Annotated in this window: 21 protein-coding genes; 9 read left to right on the plus strand and 12 right to left on the minus strand. The window is 70.8% G+C overall.

The annotated features are described in order from the left end of the window. Positions 1-100 precede the first annotated feature (100 nt). Together KRR26_RS05525 and KRR26_RS05530 are read left to right on the plus strand one after the other, a co-directional pair. A complete protein-coding gene (locus tag KRR26_RS05525; protein ID WP_120201502.1) occupies positions 101-1,108 on the plus strand; it encodes a S1 family peptidase in 1,008 nt (335 codons plus the stop codon). A 303-nt stretch (positions 1,109-1,411) separates the two neighbouring features. After that, the gene (locus tag KRR26_RS05530) at positions 1,412-3,562 is read left to right on the plus strand and encodes a M4 family metallopeptidase (RefSeq protein WP_120201505.1); all 2,151 of its coding nucleotides are present in this window, start codon (positions 1,412-1,414) and stop codon (positions 3,560-3,562) included. Positions 3,563-3,633: 71 nt separating this feature from the next. Here KRR26_RS05530 and KRR26_RS05535 read toward each other — a convergent pair whose 3' ends face one another. Continuing rightward, positions 3,634-4,944, minus strand: a complete 1,311-nt coding sequence (locus KRR26_RS05535) for a M18 family aminopeptidase (RefSeq protein ID WP_120201507.1) — start codon at positions 4,942-4,944, stop codon at positions 3,634-3,636. 12 nt (positions 4,945-4,956) lie between these two features. Then, positions 4,957-5,790 carry a hypothetical protein gene (locus KRR26_RS05540; RefSeq protein WP_120201509.1) on the minus strand — a complete coding sequence of 278 codons (834 nt, stop codon included), beginning with the start codon at positions 5,788-5,790 and terminating at the stop codon, positions 4,957-4,959. 119 nt (positions 5,791-5,909) lie between these two features. On the opposite strand from KRR26_RS05540, the gene KRR26_RS05545 reads away from it, so the two are divergent. Then, complete coding sequence (locus KRR26_RS05545) at positions 5,910-6,620, plus strand: hypothetical protein (RefSeq protein ID WP_217079275.1); 711 nt, start codon at positions 5,910-5,912, stop codon at positions 6,618-6,620. Positions 6,621-6,684: 64 nt separating this feature from the next. Here the strand turns inward: KRR26_RS05545 and KRR26_RS05550 are convergent, their stop codons facing one another. Both KRR26_RS05550 and KRR26_RS05555 read right to left on the minus strand, forming a co-directional pair. Then, the gene (locus tag KRR26_RS05550; RefSeq protein ID WP_217079276.1) at positions 6,685-7,626 is read right to left on the minus strand and encodes an acyl-CoA dehydrogenase family protein; all 942 of its coding nucleotides are present in this window, start codon (positions 7,624-7,626) and stop codon (positions 6,685-6,687) included. Between the two features lie 25 nt (positions 7,627-7,651). Then, positions 7,652-8,314: an SET domain-containing protein gene (locus tag KRR26_RS05555; protein WP_217079277.1), complete on the minus strand. Its 663-nt coding sequence runs from the start codon at positions 8,312-8,314 to the stop codon at positions 7,652-7,654. A gap of 101 nt (positions 8,315-8,415) precedes the next feature. On the opposite strand from KRR26_RS05555, the gene KRR26_RS05560 reads away from it, so the two are divergent. Beyond that, a complete protein-coding gene (locus KRR26_RS05560; RefSeq protein WP_120201517.1) occupies positions 8,416-8,790 on the plus strand; it encodes a DUF423 domain-containing protein in 375 nt (124 codons plus the stop codon). A gap of 43 nt (positions 8,791-8,833) precedes the next feature. Here KRR26_RS05560 and KRR26_RS05565 read toward each other — a convergent pair whose 3' ends face one another. Further along, positions 8,834-9,142 carry a hypothetical protein gene (locus KRR26_RS05565; protein WP_217079278.1) on the minus strand — a complete coding sequence of 103 codons (309 nt, stop codon included), beginning with the start codon at positions 9,140-9,142 and terminating at the stop codon, positions 8,834-8,836. A 131-nt stretch (positions 9,143-9,273) separates the two neighbouring features. Here KRR26_RS05565 and KRR26_RS05570 point away from each other — a divergent pair, with 131 nt between their 5' ends. Continuing rightward, positions 9,274-10,551, plus strand: coding sequence for a metal-dependent hydrolase family protein (locus KRR26_RS05570; RefSeq protein ID WP_120202294.1), 1,278 nt, complete (start codon positions 9,274-9,276; stop codon positions 10,549-10,551). On the opposite strand, the gene KRR26_RS05575 is transcribed toward KRR26_RS05570, so the two are convergent. Together KRR26_RS05575 and KRR26_RS05580 are read right to left on the minus strand one after the other, a co-directional pair. Continuing rightward, positions 10,520-11,767 (minus strand): glycosyltransferase 87 family protein, encoded by a 1,248-nt coding sequence (locus tag KRR26_RS05575; protein ID WP_217079279.1) that lies wholly within the window; start codon positions 11,765-11,767, stop codon positions 10,520-10,522. The genes KRR26_RS05570 and KRR26_RS05575 overlap by 32 nt on opposite strands. Before the next feature lie 73 nt (positions 11,768-11,840). Further along, positions 11,841-12,803, minus strand: a complete 963-nt coding sequence (locus KRR26_RS05580) for a 1-phosphofructokinase family hexose kinase (RefSeq protein WP_120201524.1) — start codon at positions 12,801-12,803, stop codon at positions 11,841-11,843. Between the two features lie 166 nt (positions 12,804-12,969). On the opposite strand from KRR26_RS05580, the gene mug reads away from it, so the two are divergent. Beyond that, positions 12,970-13,524 (plus strand): G/U mismatch-specific DNA glycosylase, encoded by a 555-nt coding sequence (gene mug / locus KRR26_RS05585; RefSeq protein WP_321202739.1) that lies wholly within the window; start codon positions 12,970-12,972, stop codon positions 13,522-13,524. A gap of 4 nt (positions 13,525-13,528) precedes the next feature. On the opposite strand, the gene KRR26_RS05590 is transcribed toward mug, so the two are convergent. Beyond that, positions 13,529-14,362, minus strand: coding sequence for a 3'(2'),5'-bisphosphate nucleotidase CysQ family protein (locus KRR26_RS05590; RefSeq protein WP_120201526.1), 834 nt, complete (start codon positions 14,360-14,362; stop codon positions 13,529-13,531). A gap of 215 nt (positions 14,363-14,577) precedes the next feature. Between KRR26_RS05590 and KRR26_RS05595 the strand changes: the two genes are divergently transcribed. After that, entirely contained in the window at positions 14,578-15,084 is a 507-nt protein-coding gene (locus KRR26_RS05595) for a DUF3592 domain-containing protein (protein WP_120201528.1), read from the plus strand. A 115-nt stretch (positions 15,085-15,199) separates the two neighbouring features. Next, positions 15,200-15,691 (plus strand): GNAT family N-acetyltransferase, encoded by a 492-nt coding sequence (locus tag KRR26_RS05600; protein ID WP_120201530.1) that lies wholly within the window; start codon positions 15,200-15,202, stop codon positions 15,689-15,691. 37 nt (positions 15,692-15,728) lie between these two features. Here KRR26_RS05600 and KRR26_RS05605 read toward each other — a convergent pair whose 3' ends face one another. The 3 genes from KRR26_RS05605 to KRR26_RS05615 all read right to left on the minus strand — a co-directional run bounded on the left by KRR26_RS05605 (position 15,729) and on the right by KRR26_RS05615 (position 19,863). Next, complete coding sequence (locus KRR26_RS05605; RefSeq protein WP_217079280.1) at positions 15,729-17,417, minus strand: glutamine--tRNA ligase/YqeY domain fusion protein; 1,689 nt, start codon at positions 17,415-17,417, stop codon at positions 15,729-15,731. 110 nt (positions 17,418-17,527) lie between these two features. Further along, positions 17,528-18,673 (minus strand): glycosyltransferase, encoded by a 1,146-nt coding sequence (locus tag KRR26_RS05610; RefSeq protein ID WP_120201533.1) that lies wholly within the window; start codon positions 18,671-18,673, stop codon positions 17,528-17,530. A 26-nt stretch (positions 18,674-18,699) separates the two neighbouring features. Next, the gene (locus KRR26_RS05615; RefSeq protein WP_147422848.1) at positions 18,700-19,863 is read right to left on the minus strand and encodes a GNAT family N-acetyltransferase; all 1,164 of its coding nucleotides are present in this window, start codon (positions 19,861-19,863) and stop codon (positions 18,700-18,702) included. 213 nt (positions 19,864-20,076) lie between these two features. On the opposite strand from KRR26_RS05615, the gene KRR26_RS05620 reads away from it, so the two are divergent. Further along, positions 20,077-20,967, plus strand: a complete 891-nt coding sequence (locus KRR26_RS05620; protein WP_233576540.1) for an alpha/beta hydrolase — start codon at positions 20,077-20,079, stop codon at positions 20,965-20,967. Positions 20,968-20,971: 4 nt separating this feature from the next. On the opposite strand, the gene KRR26_RS05625 is transcribed toward KRR26_RS05620, so the two are convergent. After that, positions 20,972-21,739 carry an arginyltransferase gene (locus KRR26_RS05625; protein ID WP_120201538.1) on the minus strand — a complete coding sequence of 256 codons (768 nt, stop codon included), beginning with the start codon at positions 21,737-21,739 and terminating at the stop codon, positions 20,972-20,974. Positions 21,740-21,795: the final 56 nt, after the last annotated feature.

Here is a 21,795-nt window from a genome sequence, read left to right on the forward strand (position 1 = left end):
CGCGGCCCCCGCTGATGGAGCAGGCGACTCCGGGCCCTGCTACAAATCCTCCGGGCTCCCGCTGCCGAGCCCTTCTCGCCGTCCTGACTCAGGAGGCCCCATGCCCGAGGCCACGTCCAAGACCCTGGCTCGGGAGGTGCTCCTGCGCGCGAGCGCCTCCGTGGTGCTGTTGGAGGTGGATGGACATCCGGCCACGGGCTTCGTCGCATCGGACTCCGGGCACCTCATCACCAGCCTGCACGCGGTGGCCGGCGCGCGCGTCATCATGGCGAGCCTCCCGGACGGCGCGCGCGAAGAGGTCCCTCGGATCATCGCGGTGGACGAGCGCCGGGACCTCGCCGTGCTCCGCCTGCCCACGCTCCTGCGCGCCCCCGCGCTCGCGATGGGCCAAGGACCGCTGCCCGCCGAGGGAGAGCCGCTCGTCATCCTGTGCGCGACAGCCGGGGCGCCCCCGGAGGCCCGCACGCTCGAGGTCCGCGCCGTCCAGGTCCTGGGCGACTGGCTCACGCTCCTGGAGCTGACCCACACCCTGCCCGAGGAGTCCTCGGGAGGCCCCGTCCTGGATGCGCGCGGCGAGGTGGTGGGCGTGGCCACCGCGGCGGTGGCCAACGGGCGAGCGCTGGGGTTGGTGATTCCCGCGCGCTACGCCTCGCCTCTCCTACAAGGCGAGGACAGCCTGCCCCTGTCTGCGTTGGAGACCTCGCGCAAGCGCGCGCGCCGGGTGAGGCAGGTGCCCCACCATCCCGTGGGCCTGCTGTCGGGCTGCCCGGCCGACGCCGTGGAGGCCGTCGCCACCACCCTGGGGCAGACCATCAACATGGGCGCGCCCGCGTACAACCGAGGCGACGTGGATGGCTGCTACCGCCTCTATTGCGGTACCGCCGAGCAGCTCATCGACGAGCGCCGGGACTGCCCAGGCGTCCAAGGGGCCCTGCGCGAAGGCCTCCGCCGCTGCGAGGGGCTCACCGAGGCCGATGATCGCGCCTGGGCGCTGCGGGACACCTTCGATGGCCTGCTGGATGTCATCGGCCGGTGGCTCCAGCACCGCACGCCGCCTGCCCCCACCGCCCCCGCGGCGCGCCGCCCGCCCAAGACGTACCTCAACTAGCGATCGCCGCCCGCTGATCCACCGCGGGCCCGATTTATCGCGGGATTTCTGCGAAAATCGCCCGGACGCGCCGTGTTTCCAGCCCACCGTCGGGGTGAAAACCCCTGTCTCACGGCGGGCTGAAACATGTATCAGCCGCCGCGCCAGGGCCCCAAATCCCCCTTAATTCAGGAATAAGCCGCAAATTCGCAACAGCTTCACTGGAATCGCACGACTCCCCTGATTCTTTTGTCAATCCGGTGGAAACTCGCGGACCGCTGTCTCGATAACTCTACATTCACCCTGCCGTCGCGAGCGTTCCCCATGTCCATCCGCCGAACCGACAGCCCGAAGCAGCCGACCATCCGCCCCACCACCGCCGCTGACGCCAAGGCCACGAACACCGCGAAGCCCGCGGCGAAGCCGATGGTGACCAAGGACGGGTTCAGCGCCTCCACGCGCCCGTCGGAGCTGGCGCGCGCCGAGCAGACCCTGACGCCGCTGACCACGCAGCCCAAGGCGGGCCGGCTCGCCCTGGACAGCAAGGAGGCCCAGTCGGCCATCCAGACGTCGCTGGCCTACCTGACCCCGCCGCAGACCGCGCAGACGCTGCTGGCCAACCGCTCCGGCGCCACGCTGGCCCCCAAGAGCGTGGACCGCGACGAGCTGGGCATGACCCACGTCCGCCTGGACCGCATGCACGAGGGCGTGAAGGTCTTCGGCGAGCAGCTCATCTCGCACCTGGACAAGGACGGGAAGGTCTCCAGCGTCACCGGCAACCAGAACCCCATCCCCGCCGGTCTGGGCAGCCAGAAGCCCGCGCTGTCGCCGCAGCAGGCCATCGAGGTCGCTCGCAAGGACTTCGGCGCCAAGCCGGACAAGCAGCCGGCCGCTGAGCGCGTGATCTACCAGGACAAGGCTGGCGAGTATCACTCCGCCTACCGCGTGGAGATCACCCAGGTCGAGGGTCAGAAGGACCCCCGCAAGATGAACTACCTGGTGGACGCGAACACCGGGAAGGTCTTCGAGAGCTTCAACCAGATCGACGGCTTCTCGCGCTCGACCAAGGCGAAGGCGGCGGGCACCACGGATCCGTCCACCACGCCGGTGCAGGTGAGCGGTTCGGCGGCCCCCAAGGCGGCCATCCCGGACATGGGCAAGGTCTCCTCCAAGGTGACCCTGACGGACGATGTCTCCATCGACAAGCTCAAGCTGTCGCTGGACATCAACCACACCTACCGCGGCGACCTGACCATCACGCTGACCAGCCCCTCGGGCAAGTCCGCCACGGTGCTCAACCGCTCGGGTGGCAGCGCGGACAACGTCAAGCAGGACTTCGACCTGACCGCCTTCACGGGTGAGAAGACCAAGGGCGAGTGGACGCTGACGGTCGAGGACAAGGCCAAGCGCGACACGGGCACGCTCAACAAGTGGAGCCTGACGGCCACGGGCAAGAAGCCCTCCACCACCCCGACGGACCCGGGCACCCCGGGCGGCACGGGCAAGGCCGACGACACCACGATGTACAGCGGCAAGGTCGACCTGCAGACCACGAAGAACGCGGACGGCACCTACAGCCTCGAGGACAAGACCCGCGGCAAGGGCATCTCGACCTACGACGCCGGCAACAAGGAGCGCGCCTCCGGTCAGACCAAGTTCGTGGACGGCAACGACGTCTGGGGCGAGACCACGGACCCCACGCGCGCCAAGGCCGCTGTCGACGCCCACTACGGCGCCGAGATGACGTACGACTTCTACAAGAACATCCTCGGCCGCGACTCGATCGACGGCGCGGGTGAGCAGCTGAACTCGTACGTCCACGTGAGCAACAACTACGTGAACGCGTACTGGGACGGCGAGAAGATGAGCTACGGCGACGGCGACGGCAAGGATGCCGGCCCGCTCACCACGCTCGACATCGCTGGCCACGAGATCACCCACGGCCTGACGGAGCGCACCGCCGGCCTGGTGTACAGCGGCGAGTCCGGAGGCCTGAACGAGGCCATGAGCGACATCATGGGCACGGGCGTGGAGTGGTACGCCGCGCAGAAGAACCCGGGCGTGAAGTCCAACTGGACGGTGGGCGAGGCTGCCTGGACGCCGAACAACGGCGACCCGAACGACGGCCTGCGCTACATGAACGACCCGACCAAGGACGGGTACTCGATCGACAACTACAAGAACTACCCGAAGCAGACGGAGGTGCACGGCTCCAGCGGTATCGCCAACAACGCCTTCTACCTGCTCGTCGAGGGCGGCAAGAACCGCACGTCCGGCCTGGAAGTGAAGGACGGCATCGGCATGGAGAAGGGCCTCAAGGTCTTCGGCCGCGCGCTGACCACCTACATGACCCCGAAGACCACCTTCGCCCAGGCCCGCGAGGCCACGGTGAAGGCGGCCACGGACCTGTACGGCGCGAACTCCACCGAGGTCCAGAAGGTGAAGGACGCCTGGACCGCGGTCGGCGTGAACTAGTCTTCGAGTCGTAGTTCCCCGAGGCGGGCCCGGCCAATCAGCCGGTGCCCGCCTCGTCATTTTTCAGCGACTCACGCGAACAAGCGCCGCAGCACGGCCACCATCGCGTGCACGTCCGAAGCCGCCGCCATCTCGCGGATGGAGTGCATGGACAGCATGGGGTTGCCCACGTCCACCGTGCGGATGCCCAGCTGCCCCGCGGTGATGGGCCCGATGGTGCTGCCGCAGCCCAGGTCCGTGCGCGTGACGAAGTGCTGGGGCTTCACGCCCGCCTCGCGGCACAGCGCCGCGAAGTGCGCCCACGACTCGCCGTCCGTCGCGTAGGACTGGTTCACGTTGGACTTGATGACCGGCCCGCCCCCCAAGAGCGGATGGTGCTTGGGCTCGTGCAGCGAGGCGTAGTTGGGGTGCACCGCGTGCGCCATGTCCGCGCTCACCAGGAACGAGTGACGGAGGGCCCGGTGCAGCGCGTCCGCCTTCCCATCCGAGTGCGAGAGCACGATGCGCTCCAGCACATCCTTCAGGAACGGAGACGCCGCGCCCTGCGCGCTCCGGCTGCCGCACTCCTCGTGGTCATACAGGACCACGCCGCACGTGGCCTCACGCGGGCCCGAGTCCGCCAGGAGCGCGGACAGGCTCGCGTGGCAGCTCGCCAGGTTGTCCAGGCGCGCCGCATGGAGGAACTCACCGTGCGCGCCCGAGCGCGTGGAGGGCTGCACGTCGTACAGGCACAGGTCATAGCCGAGCACGTCGTCGCCGCTCGCCTTCACCCCGGCCCGCGCCAGCTCCTCGGTGAGCAGGCCGCGCAGCTCCACTTCGCCCGCGCGCTCCAGGCCCAGCACCGGCACCATGTGATCCTGCGCGTTGAGCTTGAGCCCGTCCGTGTTGACGCCCCGGTTCAGGTGGATGGCCAGGTTGGGCACGCGCAAGAGCGGGCGGCGGAAGTCCACCAGGTGGTGCCGCGGACGTCCGTTCTCCAGGACGACCACGCGCCCGGCCAGCGACAGGTCGCGGTCCGTCCACGTGTGCAACAGCACGCCGCCGTAGATCTCCACGCCGAGCTGCTGATAGCCGTGGCGCGACACCTGCGCGTTCGGCTTCAGCCGCAGGTTGGGTGAGTCCGTGTGCGCGCCCACCAGCCGGAAGCCGACCTGATCCACCGGACGCGAGCCCACGTGGAAGGCGGCGATGCTGGTGTCTCCACGCACCACGAAGAAGCGGTCGCCGGCCTTGAGCGACCAGCTCTCTCGCTCGTCCAGCGGGCGGTAGCCGGCCGCGGTGAGGCGGCGCGCCGTCTCGCGCACGGCGTGGTACGGCGTGGGGGAGGCGTCAATGTACTGCAGCAGGTCGGTGGCCAGGGCGTCGGTATCGGTGGGGCTCATGGGCGTCCCACGCTAACCCCGTCCGGCCCCTGCGCCACTCCCAACCGACGCCCCCCCGGCAGGCGTCCCGGCCCCTGCTGGCTGGATCACCTTGGAGGCACGCGCACCGGGCGCCGCGTCCAGGAAGGTGCCCAGCAGCACCCAGCGCCGCGCGTCCGCCTCCTTCCCCCGGCGCGCCAACAGCGGCGTGGTGTAGTGCCAGAAGGGCAGCCGGTACACCGTGATGCCGCCCACGGTGCTCACCCGCGTCATCTCGGAGAAGTGCCCGTCCTGGGCGTAGACGAGGTACTGATGATCCACGCCGGGCAGCGTCAGGCTGATGTGCATGTCCACATAGCCGTCGCGGGCCTCGGGCTCCTCGGGGTGATGATCGTTGTGCGGCCCGCTGTAATCCCCAGGGCTGTAGCACAGCACCTGGATGCCCCAGGGGCGGCTCAGCGCCCGCCCGCTCACCACCGCCGCGAAGGCCGCGTAGGTGTCCGAGCGCATCATCGCCGTGAGCCCCACCGCCTCCGCCGCGCGCCACGAGCGCGAGCGGCGGTTCTCCATCAGCGCCGTGCGCACCCGCACCGTCTTGGGCAGCCGCTCCTCGTAGTTCTCCACCATCCCCAGGATGGAGTCCTCGGGGATGGGGTCCTCCATCAGCACCAACGTGTCGCGCATCGCCGTGTCCAACGCATCGCGGCAACGGGTGGCCTTCCCCGCGTCGAGGACACCTTGGAGTGACACGAAGGGCCGAGCCGGGTCGAGCAGTACACCCCGGACATCGCGGTCCTTCCCCTCCAGGATGCGGCGGCCCTTGGGGGTGAGGAGATCAGCGAACTCGGAGGGAAAGGGCTGGGGCATGCGCGCACCATACCCAGCACGGAGTGGAACGCACGCGCCGCCTGATATCCGGCGCAACTCCATGCATTCCCCGTCGATAATGTCTTATTCCGGAATCCCTGTACGGAGAGCCGCCCCGCATGACCTCCATTCGCCCCCGCCCCAACCTCATCCCGCCGTCCCCCGCGCGCACCGCCGCGCCTCAGTCCTCCGCGCAGACGGCAGCGGCCGCCCAGACGAGCGCTGCCTCGCGCGTGAAGGAGAGCAGCTTCGAGTCCGCCACGCCCGCGCGCGCGGCGGCCGCACCTCAGCCCACGGCGGGCGCGTGGCGCGGTGGGCCGGACACCGAGGTGGGCAAGGCCATCCAGCAGATGCTGACGCGGATGGAGGGCACCAACATCACCATCAAGGGTGACACGCCGACGAGCCTCTTCAGCCGCGCCATCCTCGACAACAAGCACATCACCAACGAGCAGTTGATCGCGATGACGCAGGTGAAGCTGGAGCAGCTCGCCACGTCTCCCGAGGACCGCGCCAAGGTGCTGGAGAAGGTCCCGAACGCGCGCGACCTGCCCGTGCACAAGTTCACCGTGGCCATGCTGTCCGCCGCCACGGGCGTGGACCCCAAGGAGCTCTCCGAGGCCTGTCCCGACCTGGGCCTGACGGGCGCGCCCAACACGCCCATCCTGTACGCCGCGAAGACCGAGCGCATGCAGCGCTCCACCGCGCTGCACGACTTCACCGATTACCTGCGCGGCGCCGGCGTCAAGGGCGTCAACAAGGCCGTCTGGGGCGTGGAGAACCGCGTCCTGTCCGCGCTGGTCTCGGCGCTCGGCGGCGGTCGCTACTAGCTCCGCGCCTCGCGCGCCGTGCCTCGAGGGCCGCGTCCTCCGCGAAGGGGGCGCGGCCCTTCGTTCATTCGTCCGACGATGCCCCGGCGCCCGTCAGCCGCTGGCGCGCCGCGATGAGGCGCTTGGCGCGCACCTTCCCGGCCACGTCGAGCAGCCGCCGATCCCGCTCCCAGCGCTCGCGCGTGAGGGCATCCACCCGCGCCCACTCGGGCTCGGCGCTCGTCAGCGCGCGGCGCACCAGCTCCAGCGCGCCCCCCAGCGCCACGTGGGTCTCGGGCGCCGATGGGTCCGCGCGGGAAACACCTCGCAGCATCACCGCGAGGGCCAGCAGCTCCTCGCGCACACGCTCCGGCCACCCGTGACGCCGCCCCAGTTGGAGCATCCAGCCCACGAGCGCGAGCTGGATGTGACAGTCCTCCACGGTGCGGAACGGCTTGAGGTAGCGGGCATACCCATCTCCGGGCAGCACGTCCGCGGCGGACACCTGCACGCGGTCCAGCCGCAGCCCCGCGTGGGGAATCTCCGGCACGAAGGGCAGCTCGGGCAGGGCTTCGACCTGGACACCAGGAGCCCGCGCCTCCACCGCCACCAGGCGCAGCCGGTTGCGGCCTTGCGCGTCCTGTCCCTCGGTGGCCACCACGAGCAGCAGCTCCGCGCGCGTCCCGAGCGTGACGAAGGTCTTCTCGCCGTCCAGCCGCCAGCCCTCGCCGTCAGCGACGAGCCGCGTCTGGATGGCGCTGGGGTGCGCGCCCCCGGGCTCGGTGGCGCAGAGCGCGGTGGGGCGCTCCGCTGGGAGCTGTGGGAACAAGCGGCGATGCGCGGCGTGATAGCCCGACGCGAACGCATAGCCGAGGCGATCCGCGCCGAAGCCTCCCGCGAGGGCCAGGTCCGCCGCATCGGGGAAGCGCGGCAGCAGCGCGCGATGGCGCTGCCACCAGGCCTCCACGCCGTCGAGGGCGGGAGGCTCGCAGGGCTGGGTGAGCAGGAAGCGCAGGATGTCATTCACGGGTCTTCCTCCCACCACGCGGACTTCAGCCGCTGACGCGACGCCCGCGTCCCGCCGACTTCTTGGACGACTTGCGCCCCGCCGACGACGGCCGCTTCGCCTGCGTCTTCTTCGCGCGCGTGTCCTGGCCACCCGCCTTCGCCTTCACGCCCGAGTCCTTGCCACGCGCCTTCGACTTCGCGCGCGTCGCGGGCTTCTTCTTGCGTGCCGGCGCCTTCGCGGGCGGAGCCAGGATGGTGCCTCGGCACGTGGCCGCGCCGCAGCGGCAGACATAGAGGGCCTCGGCATCGGGGCCCATGTCCTCACTGCGCTCGTAGGCGTAGTCGTACGTCAGCTCCTCGCCCGGCTCCAGGGTGCGCAGCGCGAAGACGTAGATGCGCTTCTTGTCGATGAGCGACTGGCAGTTGGGCTCGCACGAGTGGTTGATGTAGCGCGACTCGTTGAAGACCTTCCCCGCGTCCAGCACCGTCCTGGCGTCGAGGTTGAAGAGGAACGTGTGGTGGCGCTCCATGGACTCGTCGTCGTAGCGGCGGTCCGCCTCGTCCTGGGTGATGCGCTCACCGATGTACTCGATGATGCGCGCGCCCTTGCGGATGCGGCGCGTGGCGAAGGCCCCGAGTCCCTGGATGGGAGACGGGCGAAGCTCGAAGGGGATGTCTGCGGTCGTTCGTGGCGTGGGGGATGTCATCGGGGGACGGGAGCAACCTGGGGAGGAGTGCACATCGGCCAGGACGCTCCACCTGTGGCGGTGTAGCGTGCCGCAGTCGGACACGCGAAGGAAGGCACTCGATGACGCGGTGGTGGCTGGCCCTTGGGGCGGTGAACGCATTCCTGTCCGTGGCGGCGGGCGCCTTCGGCGCGCATGCGCTCAAGGCCCGGCTCTCACAGGACCTGCTCGTCATCTTCGAGACAGGGGCCCGCTACCACATGTACCACGCGCTCGCGCTGGTCGCGGTGGGGCTGCTCGGACTCGCAAGACCCAGCCCCCTGCTGTCCGCCGCGGGCGGCGCGATGCTCGCGGGCATCGTGCTGTTCTCCGGCAGCCTCTACGCGCTCGCGCTCACCGGCGTGCGCGGGCTGGGCGCCATCACCCCGCTGGGCGGCCTGGGCTTCCTCGCGGGCTGGGCCCTGTTCGCCGTGGCGGCCTGGCGAAGCGCGCCGTGAAGCGCTGAACGTTCGGCCGGCCCTCCGGCGCGAACCGAAGCGCTCAGCCCCGCCACTTCGGCGGCATGGGATAGACGACGTCCAGGTCGCGGTGGTTGCGCATGCCCACCGCCTCGCGCTGCACCATGAGGTTCCAGCGTTGGCGCTCGGCCTCCTGATACCGCTCGCGGTAGCGCACGAGGCACGCCTCCCGCGCGGCGCCCGTCGAGGCCCGCAAAGCCTGCTCCGCCTGCGCCAGCGACTCCAGGGCCTTCTCCACCTTGTCGCCCGTGCGCCGCAGGCCCGAGGCCCGCTCCTTCTGGAGCTCGACCTCGACCGGCAGCAGGGCGCTGATTCTCGGAGGCTGGGGCATGCCCTGCTCTAACCCCGAGCGGGCCCCTCCGCCGCGCTCGCATGAGCCTCGCTGAACGGAGCCACGAGGAGACCTTGTCCGTCGGTGTGGTCGCGCGCCATCATCGCACCTCCCTCCTCCCCACTCCGCCCATGCGCGCCTCCCTTCTCCTTGCCCTCATGGCCTTGCTCGCGGTGCCGCTCGCCGAGGCTCAGCCAGCCGCTCGCTCGTACCTGCTGCGCCCTGCCCGGGTGTTCGACGGTGTCGACGCGAAGCCCCACGCGGGCTGGGCCGTGCTGGTGACGGGGGAGCGCATCGTCGCGGCGGGCCCGGCCGAGAGCCTCACGGTGCCCGCGGGCACGGAGGTGCTCTCCCTGCCGAACACCACGCTGCTCCCGGGGCTCATCGAAGGCCACTCGCACCTGTTCCTCCATCCGTACAACGAGGCCTCGTGGGACGACCAGGTGCTCAAGGAGTCCCCGGCGCTGCGCGTGGCGCGGGCCACCCAGCACGCGCGCGCGGCGCTCCAGGCGGGCTTCACGACGACGCGCGACCTGGGGACCGAGGGTGCTGGGGAATCCGACGTGGGCCTCAAGCAGGCCATCGCGCAAGGCATCATCCCGGGGCCGCGCATGGTGGTCACCACGCGGGCCATCGTCGCCACCGGCAGCTACGGCCCCAAGGGCTTCTCACCCGAGTGGCACGTGCCCCAGGGCGCCGACGAGGCCGACGGCGTGGACGCGCTCACGCGCGTGGTGCGCAAGCAAGCGGGGATGGGCGCGGATTGGATCAAGGTCTACGGAGACTACCGCTGGGGGCCCAACGGCGAGGCGCGCCCCACCTTCTCGCTGGAGGAGATGCGCCTCATCGTGGACACGGCGCGCTCGAGCGGACGCCCGGTGGCGGTGCACGCCGGCACGGCCGAGGGCATGCGCCGCGCGGTGCTCGCGGGCGCGGAGAGCATCGAGCACGGCGATGACGGCACGCCGGAGGTATGGAAGCTGATGGCGCAGCGGGGCGTGTTCCTGTGCCCCACGCTCGCCGCCACCGAGGCGATGCAGCTCTACCGCGGATGGAAGCGCGGCGTGGAGCCCGAACCCGCGGCCCTCCAGAAGAAGCGCGCCAGCTTCCGCGCCGCGCTCGAAGCGGGCGTGCCCATGTGCGCGGGCGGAGACTCCGGCGTCTTCGCGCACGGCACCAACGCGCGCGAGCTGGAGATGATGGTCGAATTCGGCATGACGCCCGCGCAGGCCCTCCAGGCCGCGACCTCCACCAACGCGCGGATGCTCCACTGGGAGGACCGCGTGGGTCAGGTGAAGCCCGGCCTGCTCGCGGACCTCGTCGCGGTGGAGGGAGACCCCACGCAAGACATCACCGCGCTGCGGCGGGTGCGCCTCGTCATGAAGGGGGGAGCGCGGGTTCCCCGCTGACGCCGACGGCCTCCGACGTGTCGCTCCCCGCCGCGCGCCACACCTCCCACGTCCACGCCACCGCCGTGCCCAACAGCATGAAGTTGCGCACGAGCAGGAGCACCGTGTGTGGCCACTCCAGGCCGCTGCCGTAGGTACTGCCGGCCCACAAGCCCCGCGTGATGGCCGCGGCCACGAGCAGCACCGCGGGCGCCGTCACCGGGCCCGAGAGCAGCGCGAGCGCGGCGGCCCCCGTGAGCCAGATGAGGTACTGCGGGCTCAGCACCGGGTTGAGGATGACGAACGCGCAGAGCGGCACCAGCGCCAACCGGGCCAGGTCCTCCATGCGCCGGGGCGTCACACGCCACGCGGTGCGCACGCTCACCGCCGCGGCGGCCAACGAGCCCGCCACCCACACGTAGCGCGTCACGGCCTTCACGGCCTCGGCGGCCTCGCCATGCAGCTCGAACGCGGCGGGCGCATGCACCCACTCCACCTGCGCGCGGCCCCACAAGTGCGCGGCCCACAGGAGCCCCGCGCTCAGGGCCTCCACCTGCAACCCGCGCTCGACGTGGAACGCCGCGAAGTTCCACCACGGCCACACGGCGCTCAGCGGCACCAGCGGCAGCGCACCCGCGACCAGCCCACCCACCAGCGGCTTCAACGCTCCGCGCCGCCAGCACAGCACCAGCGCGAACGGCACGAGGACCACCGGGTACAGCTTCGTCACGATGCCCACGGAGAGCGCCACGCCCGCCCACGCGTCGCGCTTGCGCATCAGCGCCACCAGCGCGCCCAACGTCAGCGCGGCGGGGATGAGGTCATAGCGCTTGAGGTAGTGGACGCTCTGAATCCAACTCACCACGGTGTACGCGCCCAGCGGCAACCACGCCCGCGCGGAAGCACCCCAGCGCCGCACGCCCTCGGACAAGAGCAGCCACTTGATGAACGCGTCGAAGAGCGTGAGCTGCAAACCGAACGCGAGGATGAAGCCGCTCAAGTCACCGCCCAGCCACGCGGCGGGCACGAACCAGAGCAGCGCGTAGGGCGGGTACTCGAAGCGGAAGTCGCGGTTGGGCACCGCGCCCTCCAGGAACGCGTGCGCCGTCCGGAAGTACAGCGGGAAGTCCCCGGGGCGGGTGGAGAACGCATAGGCCACCAAGGGCAGCACGCTCACGGCGAACGCGAGCCAATGCCAGGGGCCGAGCCGGGACGCGGACGGAGAGGGAACGGACACGCGCGCGACTCTGCCCGGCCCACCGCCCGCTTGTCGCGGAGAAAGGGGGAGCCCGCGCTCCCCTCCTCGCTCGCTACGTGGGCGCGCCCGCGCTCGGAGACACCGGCCCTGGCTGAACCCGAGGCAACAGCTGATCGAAGTCCGCCCGATGGCAGAGGTCGGTGCCCGCGGACAGGAGCGCCGCGGTGCCCGACGCGATGCCCCAGCGCAGCGCCTCCTCGGGCGGATGTCCGCGAGACAGCGCCAGCGTCATCCCGGCCAGGAAGCTGTCACCGGCGCCCACCGAGCTGCGCGGCTCCACCGGCGGGGGCCGCGCGTGGAGCTGCGCGGTGCGCGTGGTGAGCATGGCGCCATCCGCGCCCAGCGACACCACCAGCACCTCGACCTGCCCCTTGCCCACCAGCTCGCGCGCGGCGGCGGCTTGCGTGACGAGGTCCTCTGAGGTCGCGCCCGTCAAATCTCGCAGCTCACGCCGGTTGGGCTTGGCCAGATGGACGCCCTCCTCCAGCGCCGCGCGCAGCGGCTCGCCGGCGGTGTCCACCACCGACCTGGCCCCCAGCTTCTTGGCCAGCCGCGCCACCCGCGCGTAGAAGTCCACCGGCACGCCGGGCATCAAGCTGCCGCTGGCGATGATGAACGACGCGCCCACGCTCACCTGGGCCACCGCGTCCAGGCACGCGGTCCACTCGCGCTCGGTGAGAGTGGGCCCCGGCAGGATGAACCGGAACTCACGCGAGCGACCCGCCTCCGCCACGGTGAAGCTCTCGCGCGTGTACGCCGCGATGGGGATGGAGCGGCGCGTGAGGCCCCGCTCCTCCAACAGGTGCTCCAGGAGCTGCCCGGTGGGACCGCCCCGCGTGTACAGGGCAATGGCCTCGCCGCCCAGCTCGCGCACCACGCGCGCCACGTTGATGCCACCGCCACCTGGGTCGTACCGCACCGGACCACAGCGCAGCTTGTGCTCGGGCGTGACCTCCGGCACCTCCGTCGCCAGGTCGACCGCGGGGTTCAGGGTCAGCGTCACGATGTGCGCCATCTCGCACGTCCTCCAAGAAGGCCCCCACGTGCGCTCCACGCCCCGGGGCCCGAGCGGGCGCAGCCCAGCCTGCCCCACCGTGGCGCTCGCGACCAGCCGCACGTGCCAAGGCTGTCGCGCGCACGAAGGGATAGGCTTCGGATGTCACCCCCCCGACACGCGCCCCATGCCTCCCATCGGCCCCACGAAGGACGAACTGCACGCCGCCATCGGCAGCGCCATGCCGGACCTCGTCGCTCCGGGGCTGCGCGTGCTCTTCTGCGGCATCAACCCCAGCCTCTACTCCGTCGTGGTGGGGTTCCACTTCGCGCGGCCGGGCAATCGCTTCTGGCCCACGCTGCACGCCTCGGGCTTCACGCCGCGCCGCCTCCAGCCATCCGAGCAGGGCCTGCTCTTGGAGTGGGGCTGCGGCATCACCAACGTGGTGGACCGCGCCACCGCGTCCGCGGATCAACTCGCCCCCGAGGAGCTGGTGGAGGGCGGGCGCGCGCTGGAGCGCAAGGTGCGCCGCCTGAAGCCCACGTTCCTCGCGGTGCTGGGCCTGGGCGCCTACCGCGCCGCGTTCGGACGGCCCAAGGCGAAGCTCGGGCTCCAGGAGGAGAAGCTGGGCACCACGCGGCTGTGGGCCCTGCCCAACCCGAGCGGACTCAACGCGAACTATCAACTCGCGGACCTGGCGCGCCTCTACGCCCAGCTGCACCAGGCCGCGATGTCGCCGTGACGCCCTACTTCAGGATGCCCGCCTCGCGGGCGAACTGCTCCACCACGGGCTGCACGCGCGGGAACGCCGCGGCGTTGCACGCCAACAGCCCCCGGTGGTTCTGCAGCTCCGAGCCGTCATAGCGATACGCCACGCCGCCCAGGTCCGTGAGGATGCCGCCCGCCGAGCGGAGCACCGCCTCGGGCGCGCAGTTGTCCCAGCGGTAGCTCTTGCCGCTCACGTGGATGTAGAGGTCCGCGTGCGCCTCGGCCAACAGGCCGCACTTGAGCCCCACCGAGCCGGACTCCTTCTCGCGCGTGATGCCCAGCCGCTGGACGATCTGATCCGTCAGCGCCGAGCGGTGCGAGCGCGACACCACGAGCCGCATCTCCGAGGGCTCGGCCACATCCGAGACGCGCAGGGCACGGCGGCCGCCCGCGTCCTCCACGAAGCCCTGCTGCCCCACCACGCCCGCGAACAGCGTGTCGCCCACGGGCCGGTACACCACGCCCACCGCGGCCTTGCCCGCCACCGCCAGCCCGATGTGGATGGCGAACTCGCCGTTGCGCTTGACGAACTCCTGCGTGCCGTCGAGCGGATCCACGTACCAGCAGCGGTCAAAGCGCTTCGCGTCGGAGGCATCCTCGGACTCCTCCGCGACCACGCCGTCGCCCGGAAAGGCCTTGCGCAGCTCGCCCACGATGAAGGCGTTGGCGCGCTCATCGGCCACGGTGACGGGGCCGGCGCCGCCCTCCTTGGCCTGCACGGAGAAGTCCGTGGCGTAGACCTGCTGGAGAATCTCTCCCGCCTGACGGGCGATGCGCCGGGCGACTTCGAGTTCACGATCGAGGATGGACATGGAGTCCCGGCAGTCTGCCCTGCTCCCCTGTCAGGGGAAACCCGGACGAGCACGAACTCTGGGGCACATTGCCCCATTCGGGGCACATTGCCCCGGCCCGTTCCGCCCCACGCGCCCGTTCCTCCGAGGGGAATTCCCTCTGGCCCGACGCCTGCACAACCTGCGGGATACGTCTCCCGGGTCCGGGAACCTGGGAGCAACAAGGACTGCCGACGATGATGAAGTGGCTGATGGGGCTGATGCTGCTGGTGTTCGGAGCTGGGTTGGCCTTCTCGGGCGGGCGCATGGTGTACCGGTCTCAGGTGAGCCCGGGCTGGCCCAGCGTGGAGGGCACCGTGACGAGCTCCACCGTGGAGACGCTGCGCAGCAAGCGCTCCGTGAGCTTCCACCCCGAGGTGCGCTACCGCTACGCGGTGGGCTCCGAGGTGTTCACCTCGGACACCTTGTCCTTCGGGGGCAATGACTCGGGCGTGCTGGCGGATGCGCAGTACTACACCCGGCACTACCCCTCGGGCGCGAAGGTCACCCTGCACTACCAGCCCTCGGATCCGTCCGTGTCCTGCGTGGAGTGTGGCAGCGCGGGCGTGGCCAACTACGTGGTGACGCTGGGCGGCGCGGCGCTCGCGGTGGTGGCCGCGGCGGGCCTGTTGGACATGGCGCGCGCCAGCCGCAAGGAGAAGGCCCGCGCGCAGCAGCCCGCTCGGGCCGGCGCCGCGCGCTAGCCGCGCCCCGGCGCTCCTCACGAGGACTGTCTCGGTGAGGACGGCGAGGGCACAAGACAGTGGGGTCTGCGCGGTGTTCCGTGGCAGCGTCGCGAGGAACCCGAAAGGACCCCACATGCCCGTCATCGTGCGTCCCGCGACCCCCTCCGACGCGCCCGCCCTGGGCCGCATGGGCGCGTCGCTCGCGCGCCAGCACCACGACTTCGACTCGCAGCGCTTCATGCTCCCCGACGACGTCGAGTCCGGCTATCGCGGGTGGTTGGGCAAGGAAGCCCAGCGCCCCCAGGAGGCCGTGGTGCTCGTGGCGGAGCTGGACGGCGCGGTCGTGGGCTACTGCTACGGCCGCGTCGAGGGCGTGGACTGGAACATGCTGCTGGACCGCCACGGCGCCCTGCACGACCTCTGGGTGGAGGAACCGGCGCGAGGCACCGGAACGGCCCGGCTGCTCGTGGAGGAGATGGTGAAGCAGCTGACGGCGCTGGGCGCGCCGCGCATCGTGCTGTCCACGGCCGCGAAGAACGAGACGGCGCAGAAGGTGTTCGCGCGGCTCGGCTGGCGCCCCACCATGGTGGAGATGACGCGCGAGACCGCGCCTGCGCGCAAGTGAGCCCGGGGCACGCGCGCGCCCCGGGCCTGTGCGAGGGCTACTTGCCCTTCGCCTGCTCCTTCGTCCACGAGTCCTTCAGCGTGACGGTCCGGTTGAAGACGGGCCGGCCCGCGGTGGAGTCCTTGGGGTCCGCGTAGAAGTACCCCAGGCGCTCGAACTGGAAGCGCGACTCCGGCGCGGCCTGCGCCAGCATCGGCTCGACGCGCGCCGTGGTGATGACCTCCAGGCTGTTCGGGTTGAGGAACTCCTTGAAGTCGCGGTCCTTGTCCTTGTCCGGGTGCTCCACGGAGAAGAGCCGGTCGTACAGGCGCACCTCGGCGGTGGGCGCGGTGCCCGGAACCCAGTGCAGCGTGCCCTTCACCTTGCGACCCTCCGGCGAATCACCGCCGCGCGTGGCCGGGTCATAGGTGCAGCGCAGCTCCGTCACGTTGCCCGCGGCGTCCTTGATGACCTCCTCGCACTTGATGAAGTACGCCGAGCGCAAGCGCACCTCCTTGCCCGGCGCCAGCCGGAAGAAGCCCTTCTGGGGGACTTCCTGGAAGTCGTCCGCCTCGATGAACAGCTCGCGCGAGAACGGGACCTGCCGCGTGCCCAGCTCCGGCTTCTGCGGGTGGTTGGCGACCTCCAGCATCTCCGTCTGGCCCTCGGGGTAGTTCGTCACCACCACCTTGAGCGGGCGCAGCACGGCCATGGCGCGCGGGGCTCGCTCGTTGAGGTCCTCGCGGATGCTCAACTCGAGCACGCCCATGTCGATCCAGCTGTCCGACTTGCTCACGCCGATGCGCGTGGCGAAGTCGCGCAGCGACTCGGGCGTGAAGCCCCGGCGACGCAGGCCGCTGATGGTCAGCATGCGCGGGTCATCCCAGCCAGACACGCTCTTGTCGCTCACCATCTGGAGCAGCTTGCGCTTGCTCATCACCGTGTAGGTGAGCTTCAGGCGCGCGAACTCGTACTGGTGCGGGCGCTCACCCTTGATCAGCGCGTCCACGATCCAATCGTAGAGCGGGCGCCGGTTCTCGAACTCCAGCGTGCAGATGGAGTGGGTGATGCCCTCGATGGAGTCCGAGAGGCAGTGCGCGAAGTCGTAGAGCGGGTAGATGCACCACGTGTCGCCCGTGCGGTGGTGGTGCGCGTGACGGATGCGGTAGATGGGCGGGTCGCGCAGCACCGGGTTCGGCGACGCCATGTCGATCTTCGCCCGCAGGGTGTGCTTGCCGTCCGGGAACTCGCCCGCGCGCATGCGCCGGAAGAGGTCCAGGTTCTCCTCCACCGTGCGGTTGCGGTACGGGCTGTCACGCCCCGGCGTGGTGAAGTCACCGCGCCACTCGCTGATTTCATCCGCGGTCAGGCTGCACACATAGGCCTGCCCCTGACGGATGAGCTGCTCGGCGAACGCGTAGAGCTTCTCGAAGTAGTCGGACGCGAAGAACTTGCGGTCGTCCCAGTCGAAGCCGAGCCACCGCACGTCCCGCTGGATGGACTCGACGTAGTCGGTGTCCTCGGTGAGCGGGTTCGTGTCATCGAGGCGCAGGTTGCACTTGCCGCCATACTGCTGCGCCAGTCCGAAGTTGATGCAGATGGACTTCGCGTGGCCGATATGGAGGTAGCCATTGGGCTCGGGCGGGAAGCGGGTGTGAACCCGACCGCCGTACTTCCCGGCCTGCTTGTCCTCCGCGACAATCTCCTGGAGGAAGTTGCGGGCCTGCGTCTCGTTGCTCGTCGTCATGATGGGCGAATCCTGTTGAACCCTCTTCAACCCCGCAAGGGATTCCTGACATTCCGCGTCGTCCGTCCCACGTCGCGCCCGGGCCCCCTTCCCCCCGGGTGCCTGGGAATTCACACGGAGGCCAGCAGGGAATCCCAGGTCTTGAGGGCCCGCTCGGCGGAAAGCTCCTCCGCCCGCTGCCGCGCCCGGGAGGCCAGCTCCGCTTGGAGCGCCGGGTCCGACACCACCTTCGCCAGCGCGTCCGCCAGGGCCTGAGGCGCGTCCACCGGGACGAGCAGGCCCGCCCGCCCCCCATCCAGCGCCTCGGCCGGGCCCGAGGGGCAGTCCGTGCTGACGATGGGACAGCCCAGCGCCAGGGCCTCCAGGAGCACCATGGGCAGGCCCTCGAAGCGCGAGGACAGGGCGAAGACGGTCGCGTGGCGCATGAGCGCGTGGGGGTTGGGCGTAAAACCCGGCATGAAGACCGAGTCCTCCACCCCCAACGCCCTCACCAGGGCCTTGAGCGCGTCCCCCAACGCCCCCACCCCCAGGATGAGCAGGTGGTGGTCCACCCCCGCCTTGCGCACGAGCGCGTGGCTGCGCACGAGCACGTCGAAGGCCTTCTGGTGCTCCAGCCTGCCCACCGCGATGACCACCGGCTTCTGGAAGATGGGGACGGCCCAATCAGGCAGCGGCGCCTCGCCCGCGGCGCGGATCCGCTCGCCGTGGACGAAGTTGGGGATGACCTGGAGGCGGCGCGGGTCCACGTGCACCAGGGTGGAGAAAGAGCGAGCCGAGTCATGACCGCACGACACGATGCGGGACATGCCGGGGTAGAGCACGCGCAGGCCCCAGAGCTGGCGCTTGCGCTGCTCGCGGTGAAAGGCGCCCCAGTCGAAGTGGATCATCCCCACCACGGGCTTGCGCAAGAGCCACCCGGCCAGCCGCGCCAGCAGCGTGGCACGGCCCTCCTGCGCGGCGACGATGACGTCCGCCTTGCGCGCTTCCTGCAACAGCCGCCACAGGTAGCGCGGGAGGTTGAGGCGCCGGTAGGCGCCCTCGGTGGCCCACGACACCTGGGTGTCCTGGGGGATGCGGTCGCGGTGGCCCTCGGGCGGCGGGCCATGGTGGAAGAAGAGCGCGGTGTCGAACTGGGCGCGGTCGAGCCCCGCGAGCACGTTGCACACCGAGCGCTCGATGCCACCTGGACCCAGGTACACCAGGGTAAAGAGGATGCGGCGCTTGCCGGCCGCTCTGAGCGCAGGCTGTCGCACCATCCGTTGAGCGCTCCCGGAGTCTCGGCTCAAGTCCCCGCGCGCCGCGCGAGGAACCGACGGGCCCACCCCTGGACCCGCTCGTCATCCAGCATCTCGCGCACGCGCCGATACGTCGCGAAGGCCATCTGCCCGCGGCGCGCCGGCGAGAGTTGCAGCGCCTCGTGGTAGACAGTCTCGTCCGGGCTCCACCGCGTCTTGGACACATCCCGGCCGGTGGACAGATTCGCGACCTGGAAGCCCTCCGCGAAGGCGTACTTGAGCGACTCGGCCACCGTGGTGGTCATCACGCTGTAGTCGCCCCAGCGCGGGTCATAGCCCGAGTAGTAGAGATAGAGGGTGGACCCCAGCACGAAGCCCACCCGCGCGGCCACCACCTCGCCGGCGATGCGCAGCTGGAACACGCGCACCCGGTCCTGCGTGGAGAGCCGGTCGCACAGCTCCTTCAAGAACCCGCTGGCCTGCACCGAGTCAAAGACGTCCCGGTGCTGCACCGTGTCCGTGGCGGTGGAGCGCGCGCGGTGCAGGCGCAGCAAGGTGTCCAGCGCGTGGGCCACCTCGTTGCGCTCGCGCGCCACGTCGAAGGTGAACGCGTGCCCGTCCCGCTTGAGCGAGTTGTAGCACTTGCGCAGGGACTCCTTGATGTTGCGCGAGCGGGTGGACTTGAAGGCCTCCCAGTTCCCCTCCAACGGCAAGGTGAACATGGGGACCTCGCGCGTGGCGGACAGCGGCGCCAGCGCGGCCAGCTCGCGCGCCGCGTCCCCGTCCATGCGCAGCCCGCTCCACATCATCCAATCCCACTCATCCGCGTGCTCGCGCAGATAGTCCGCCAGGGCGGCGTAGACCTCGCGCTCGTGAGCGGGGTCGCGCACGATTCCCCGCAGCTCGGTGACGTTGGGGTCCGCGCCGAAGAACTGGAGCACCCGGGCACGCAGGGGGCCCATGCCGGGGCGCTCGGTGCGCATGAGCGGCGCCACCGCCACCAGCGCGCCCGAGGCGTCGCGCAGCGCGAGGACGAAGAGGCCGTCGCGCACGCTCACGCGGCGCTCGCGGAAGTGGGCCCACCAGGTGGCGTTCCACTCCCAGGTGGTGAAGGGGACTCCGCCCCCATGGGCTTGCGCCAGCCGCTGCCAGTCCGAGCGCAGCGCATGCAGCCCTTCCACCGTCTCCACCTTGTCCACACGCAATTGCATCAGGGCCACCGCAGCTCCGAGTCGCGTCGTTGCGTCCGGCAAGAGCACTTCGGGATGCACGCCCCCCCAGGACCGCCGGGCAAGCTAGCGGATCACCCCCAGCGTGCCAAGACAACCCGGGGTCTTGATTACCCCGCCCTCCCCCATGAACGAGCTGACCGCTCAAAGCCCGTCCAGCCGCGAGGTGGGTATATCGTCCAGGCCACGCCCACCTTGAAGAACTCGACCCCCTTCCGCCTCGTCCTCGCCGCGCTGGCCCTCTTGTTGCTGGCCGCGGGTGTCGCCATTCCCTATCGCAACGTGCGGCTGGCCCGGTCGCTGATGCACCCGGCGCGCAAGGCGGTGAGCAGGCCGGCGCCGGACGCGGACCTCCCGTCGCTGGAGGACGTGACGCTGCGGACCTCGGACGGGGTGGCGCTGCGCGGCTGGTATCAAAGCGCGCGCAACCGGGCCGCCGTGGTGCTGCTGCATGGCTTTGGCGAGAACCGCGAGCAGATGCTCTTCGAGGCCCGGGCCCTGGCGCGCGCGGGCTATGGCGTGCTGCTCCTGGACTTCCGTGGGCATGGCGAGAGCGCGGACGCGCTGGTGACGTGGGGCGACCGCGAGCGCCTGGACCTGGGGGCCGCGGTGGATTTCCTCGCGAAGCGGCCGGACGTGGAGGCGACGCGGCTGGGCGTGCTGGGCTTCTCCATGGGCGGCACGGTGGCCATGCTCGGGGCCGAGGCGGATCCCCGGCTGCGCGCGGTGGCGGCCTCGGGCTCGTACCCTTCCCTCACCGCGGACGCGCACTACAGCTACGGGCGCTGGGGTCCGCTCAGCACCCAGCCCGTGCTGTGGACCATGCGCTGGGCCGGCGTGGACGTGGACGCGGTGGACGCCGTCTCGCACCTGTGTCAGCTCGGCGGCCGGCCGCTGCTGCTCATCAACGGCGACGTGGACCCCTACGCGCCCGCGTTCCTCCAGGACACGATTTTCCAGGCGGCGTGCGAGCCCAAGTCCTACTGGGTCGTCCCCGGCGCGAAGCACGGCGAGTACGCCGTGAAGGCGCCGGCCGAGTACGCGAAGCACCTGCGCGACTTCTTCGACGCCGCGCTGCTGCGCTGACGGCTCACGACTCCGGCGCGGCCCCCTCCTCGGGCCGGGCCACGCGCCACGCGGGGCTGGCATTGAACGCGGGCCGGCTCTCCAGCAGTTCGTGCGGGCGGAACGTGGCCTTGTAGCGCAGCGACGCGCACGCCAGCACGCGGTAGCCCAGGTACACGTGAGGGATTCCGCGAGCCCGCGCCAGCTCCACCTGGAACACCACGTTCGCCTTGCCCAATGACAGGCGCGCCAGCTCGGGGTCGAAGAAGAAATAGACCGCGCTCCACGCGCGAGGCGTCTCGTCGCACAGACCCAGCCCGACGAGCCGAGGCCCCTCCGCGCCGCCGTCGTCGTACCAGGCCACCTCGCGGGCGGACGGGTGCGGGAAGGCGAACTGCAACGAGTAGTCGCGCGCGGTGAGCGCCGACGGCTCCCACTCCCGCGAGGCCTCCCGCTCGGCGTGCCAGCGCTGGTAGAGCGCCAGCCGCTCCGCGTCCACGCGCGGCGGACCCACCTCCACCCGCAGGTGGGCGCACGCGGCCCGGGCGCGGCGCTGGCTGCGATTGGGCCGGAATGACTCCACGGGGATGCGCAGCGACACACACGCCTCACACGCGACGCACGCGGGCCGGAAGTACAGCGGCCCGAAGCGGCGCCAGCCCCGCACGAGCAGGTGCTCGTACTCCTCGGGCGTCACGTCGCGCATCACCAGGTTCTCCAGCGAGGCTTCCTGATCCGCCAGGTAGCTGCAGGGGCGGGGAGGCTCGACGTCATGTGCCAGCAGGAGGGCCATGCGCAGACCTCTACCCGGCGCGACGCGCGGGCGCCATCTCGCCCGAAGCGCGTGTC

This window comes from Citreicoccus inhibens, from assembly GCF_019039035.1.
GTDB classification, from domain to species: Bacteria; Myxococcota; Myxococcia; order Myxococcales; family Myxococcaceae; genus Citreicoccus; species Citreicoccus inhibens.

Excerpts from the sequence above, each read along its gene's own strand:
- KRR26_RS05545 (WP_217079275.1), top strand. The coding sequence starts at position 5,910 with ATGACCTCCATTCGCCCCCGCCCCAACCTCATCCCGCCGTCCCCCGCG.
- KRR26_RS05565 (WP_217079278.1), bottom strand. The coding sequence starts at position 9,142 with ATGCCCCAGCCTCCGAGAATCAGCGCCCTGCTGCCGGTCGAGGTCGAG.
- KRR26_RS05600 (WP_120201530.1), top strand. The coding sequence starts at position 15,200 with ATGCCCGTCATCGTGCGTCCCGCGACCCCCTCCGACGCGCCCGCCCTG.
- KRR26_RS05535 (WP_120201507.1), bottom strand. The coding sequence starts at position 4,944 with ATGAGCCCCACCGATACCGACGCCCTGGCCACCGACCTGCTGCAGTAC.
- KRR26_RS05530 (WP_120201505.1), top strand. The coding sequence starts at position 1,412 with ATGTCCATCCGCCGAACCGACAGCCCGAAGCAGCCGACCATCCGCCCC.
- KRR26_RS05610 (WP_120201533.1), bottom strand. The coding sequence starts at position 18,673 with ATGGTGCGACAGCCTGCGCTCAGAGCGGCCGGCAAGCGCCGCATCCTC.
- KRR26_RS05555 (WP_217079277.1), bottom strand. The coding sequence starts at position 8,314 with ATGACATCCCCCACGCCACGAACGACCGCAGACATCCCCTTCGAGCTT.
- mug (WP_321202739.1), top strand. The coding sequence starts at position 12,970 with ATGCCTCCCATCGGCCCCACGAAGGACGAACTGCACGCCGCCATCGGC.
- KRR26_RS05580 (WP_120201524.1), bottom strand. The coding sequence starts at position 12,803 with ATGGCGCACATCGTGACGCTGACCCTGAACCCCGCGGTCGACCTGGCG.
- KRR26_RS05560 (WP_120201517.1), top strand. The coding sequence starts at position 8,416 with ATGACGCGGTGGTGGCTGGCCCTTGGGGCGGTGAACGCATTCCTGTCC.
- KRR26_RS05525 (WP_120201502.1), top strand. The coding sequence starts at position 101 with ATGCCCGAGGCCACGTCCAAGACCCTGGCTCGGGAGGTGCTCCTGCGC.
- KRR26_RS05595 (WP_120201528.1), top strand. The coding sequence starts at position 14,578 with ATGATGAAGTGGCTGATGGGGCTGATGCTGCTGGTGTTCGGAGCTGGG.
- KRR26_RS05605 (WP_217079280.1), bottom strand. The coding sequence starts at position 17,417 with ATGACGACGAGCAACGAGACGCAGGCCCGCAACTTCCTCCAGGAGATT.
- KRR26_RS05590 (WP_120201526.1), bottom strand. The coding sequence starts at position 14,362 with ATGTCCATCCTCGATCGTGAACTCGAAGTCGCCCGGCGCATCGCCCGT.
- KRR26_RS05615 (WP_147422848.1), bottom strand. The coding sequence starts at position 19,863 with ATGCAATTGCGTGTGGACAAGGTGGAGACGGTGGAAGGGCTGCATGCG.
- KRR26_RS05625 (WP_120201538.1), bottom strand. The coding sequence starts at position 21,739 with ATGGCCCTCCTGCTGGCACATGACGTCGAGCCTCCCCGCCCCTGCAGC.
- KRR26_RS05570 (WP_120202294.1), top strand. The coding sequence starts at position 9,274 with ATGCGCGCCTCCCTTCTCCTTGCCCTCATGGCCTTGCTCGCGGTGCCG.
- KRR26_RS05540 (WP_120201509.1), bottom strand. The coding sequence starts at position 5,790 with ATGCCCCAGCCCTTTCCCTCCGAGTTCGCTGATCTCCTCACCCCCAAG.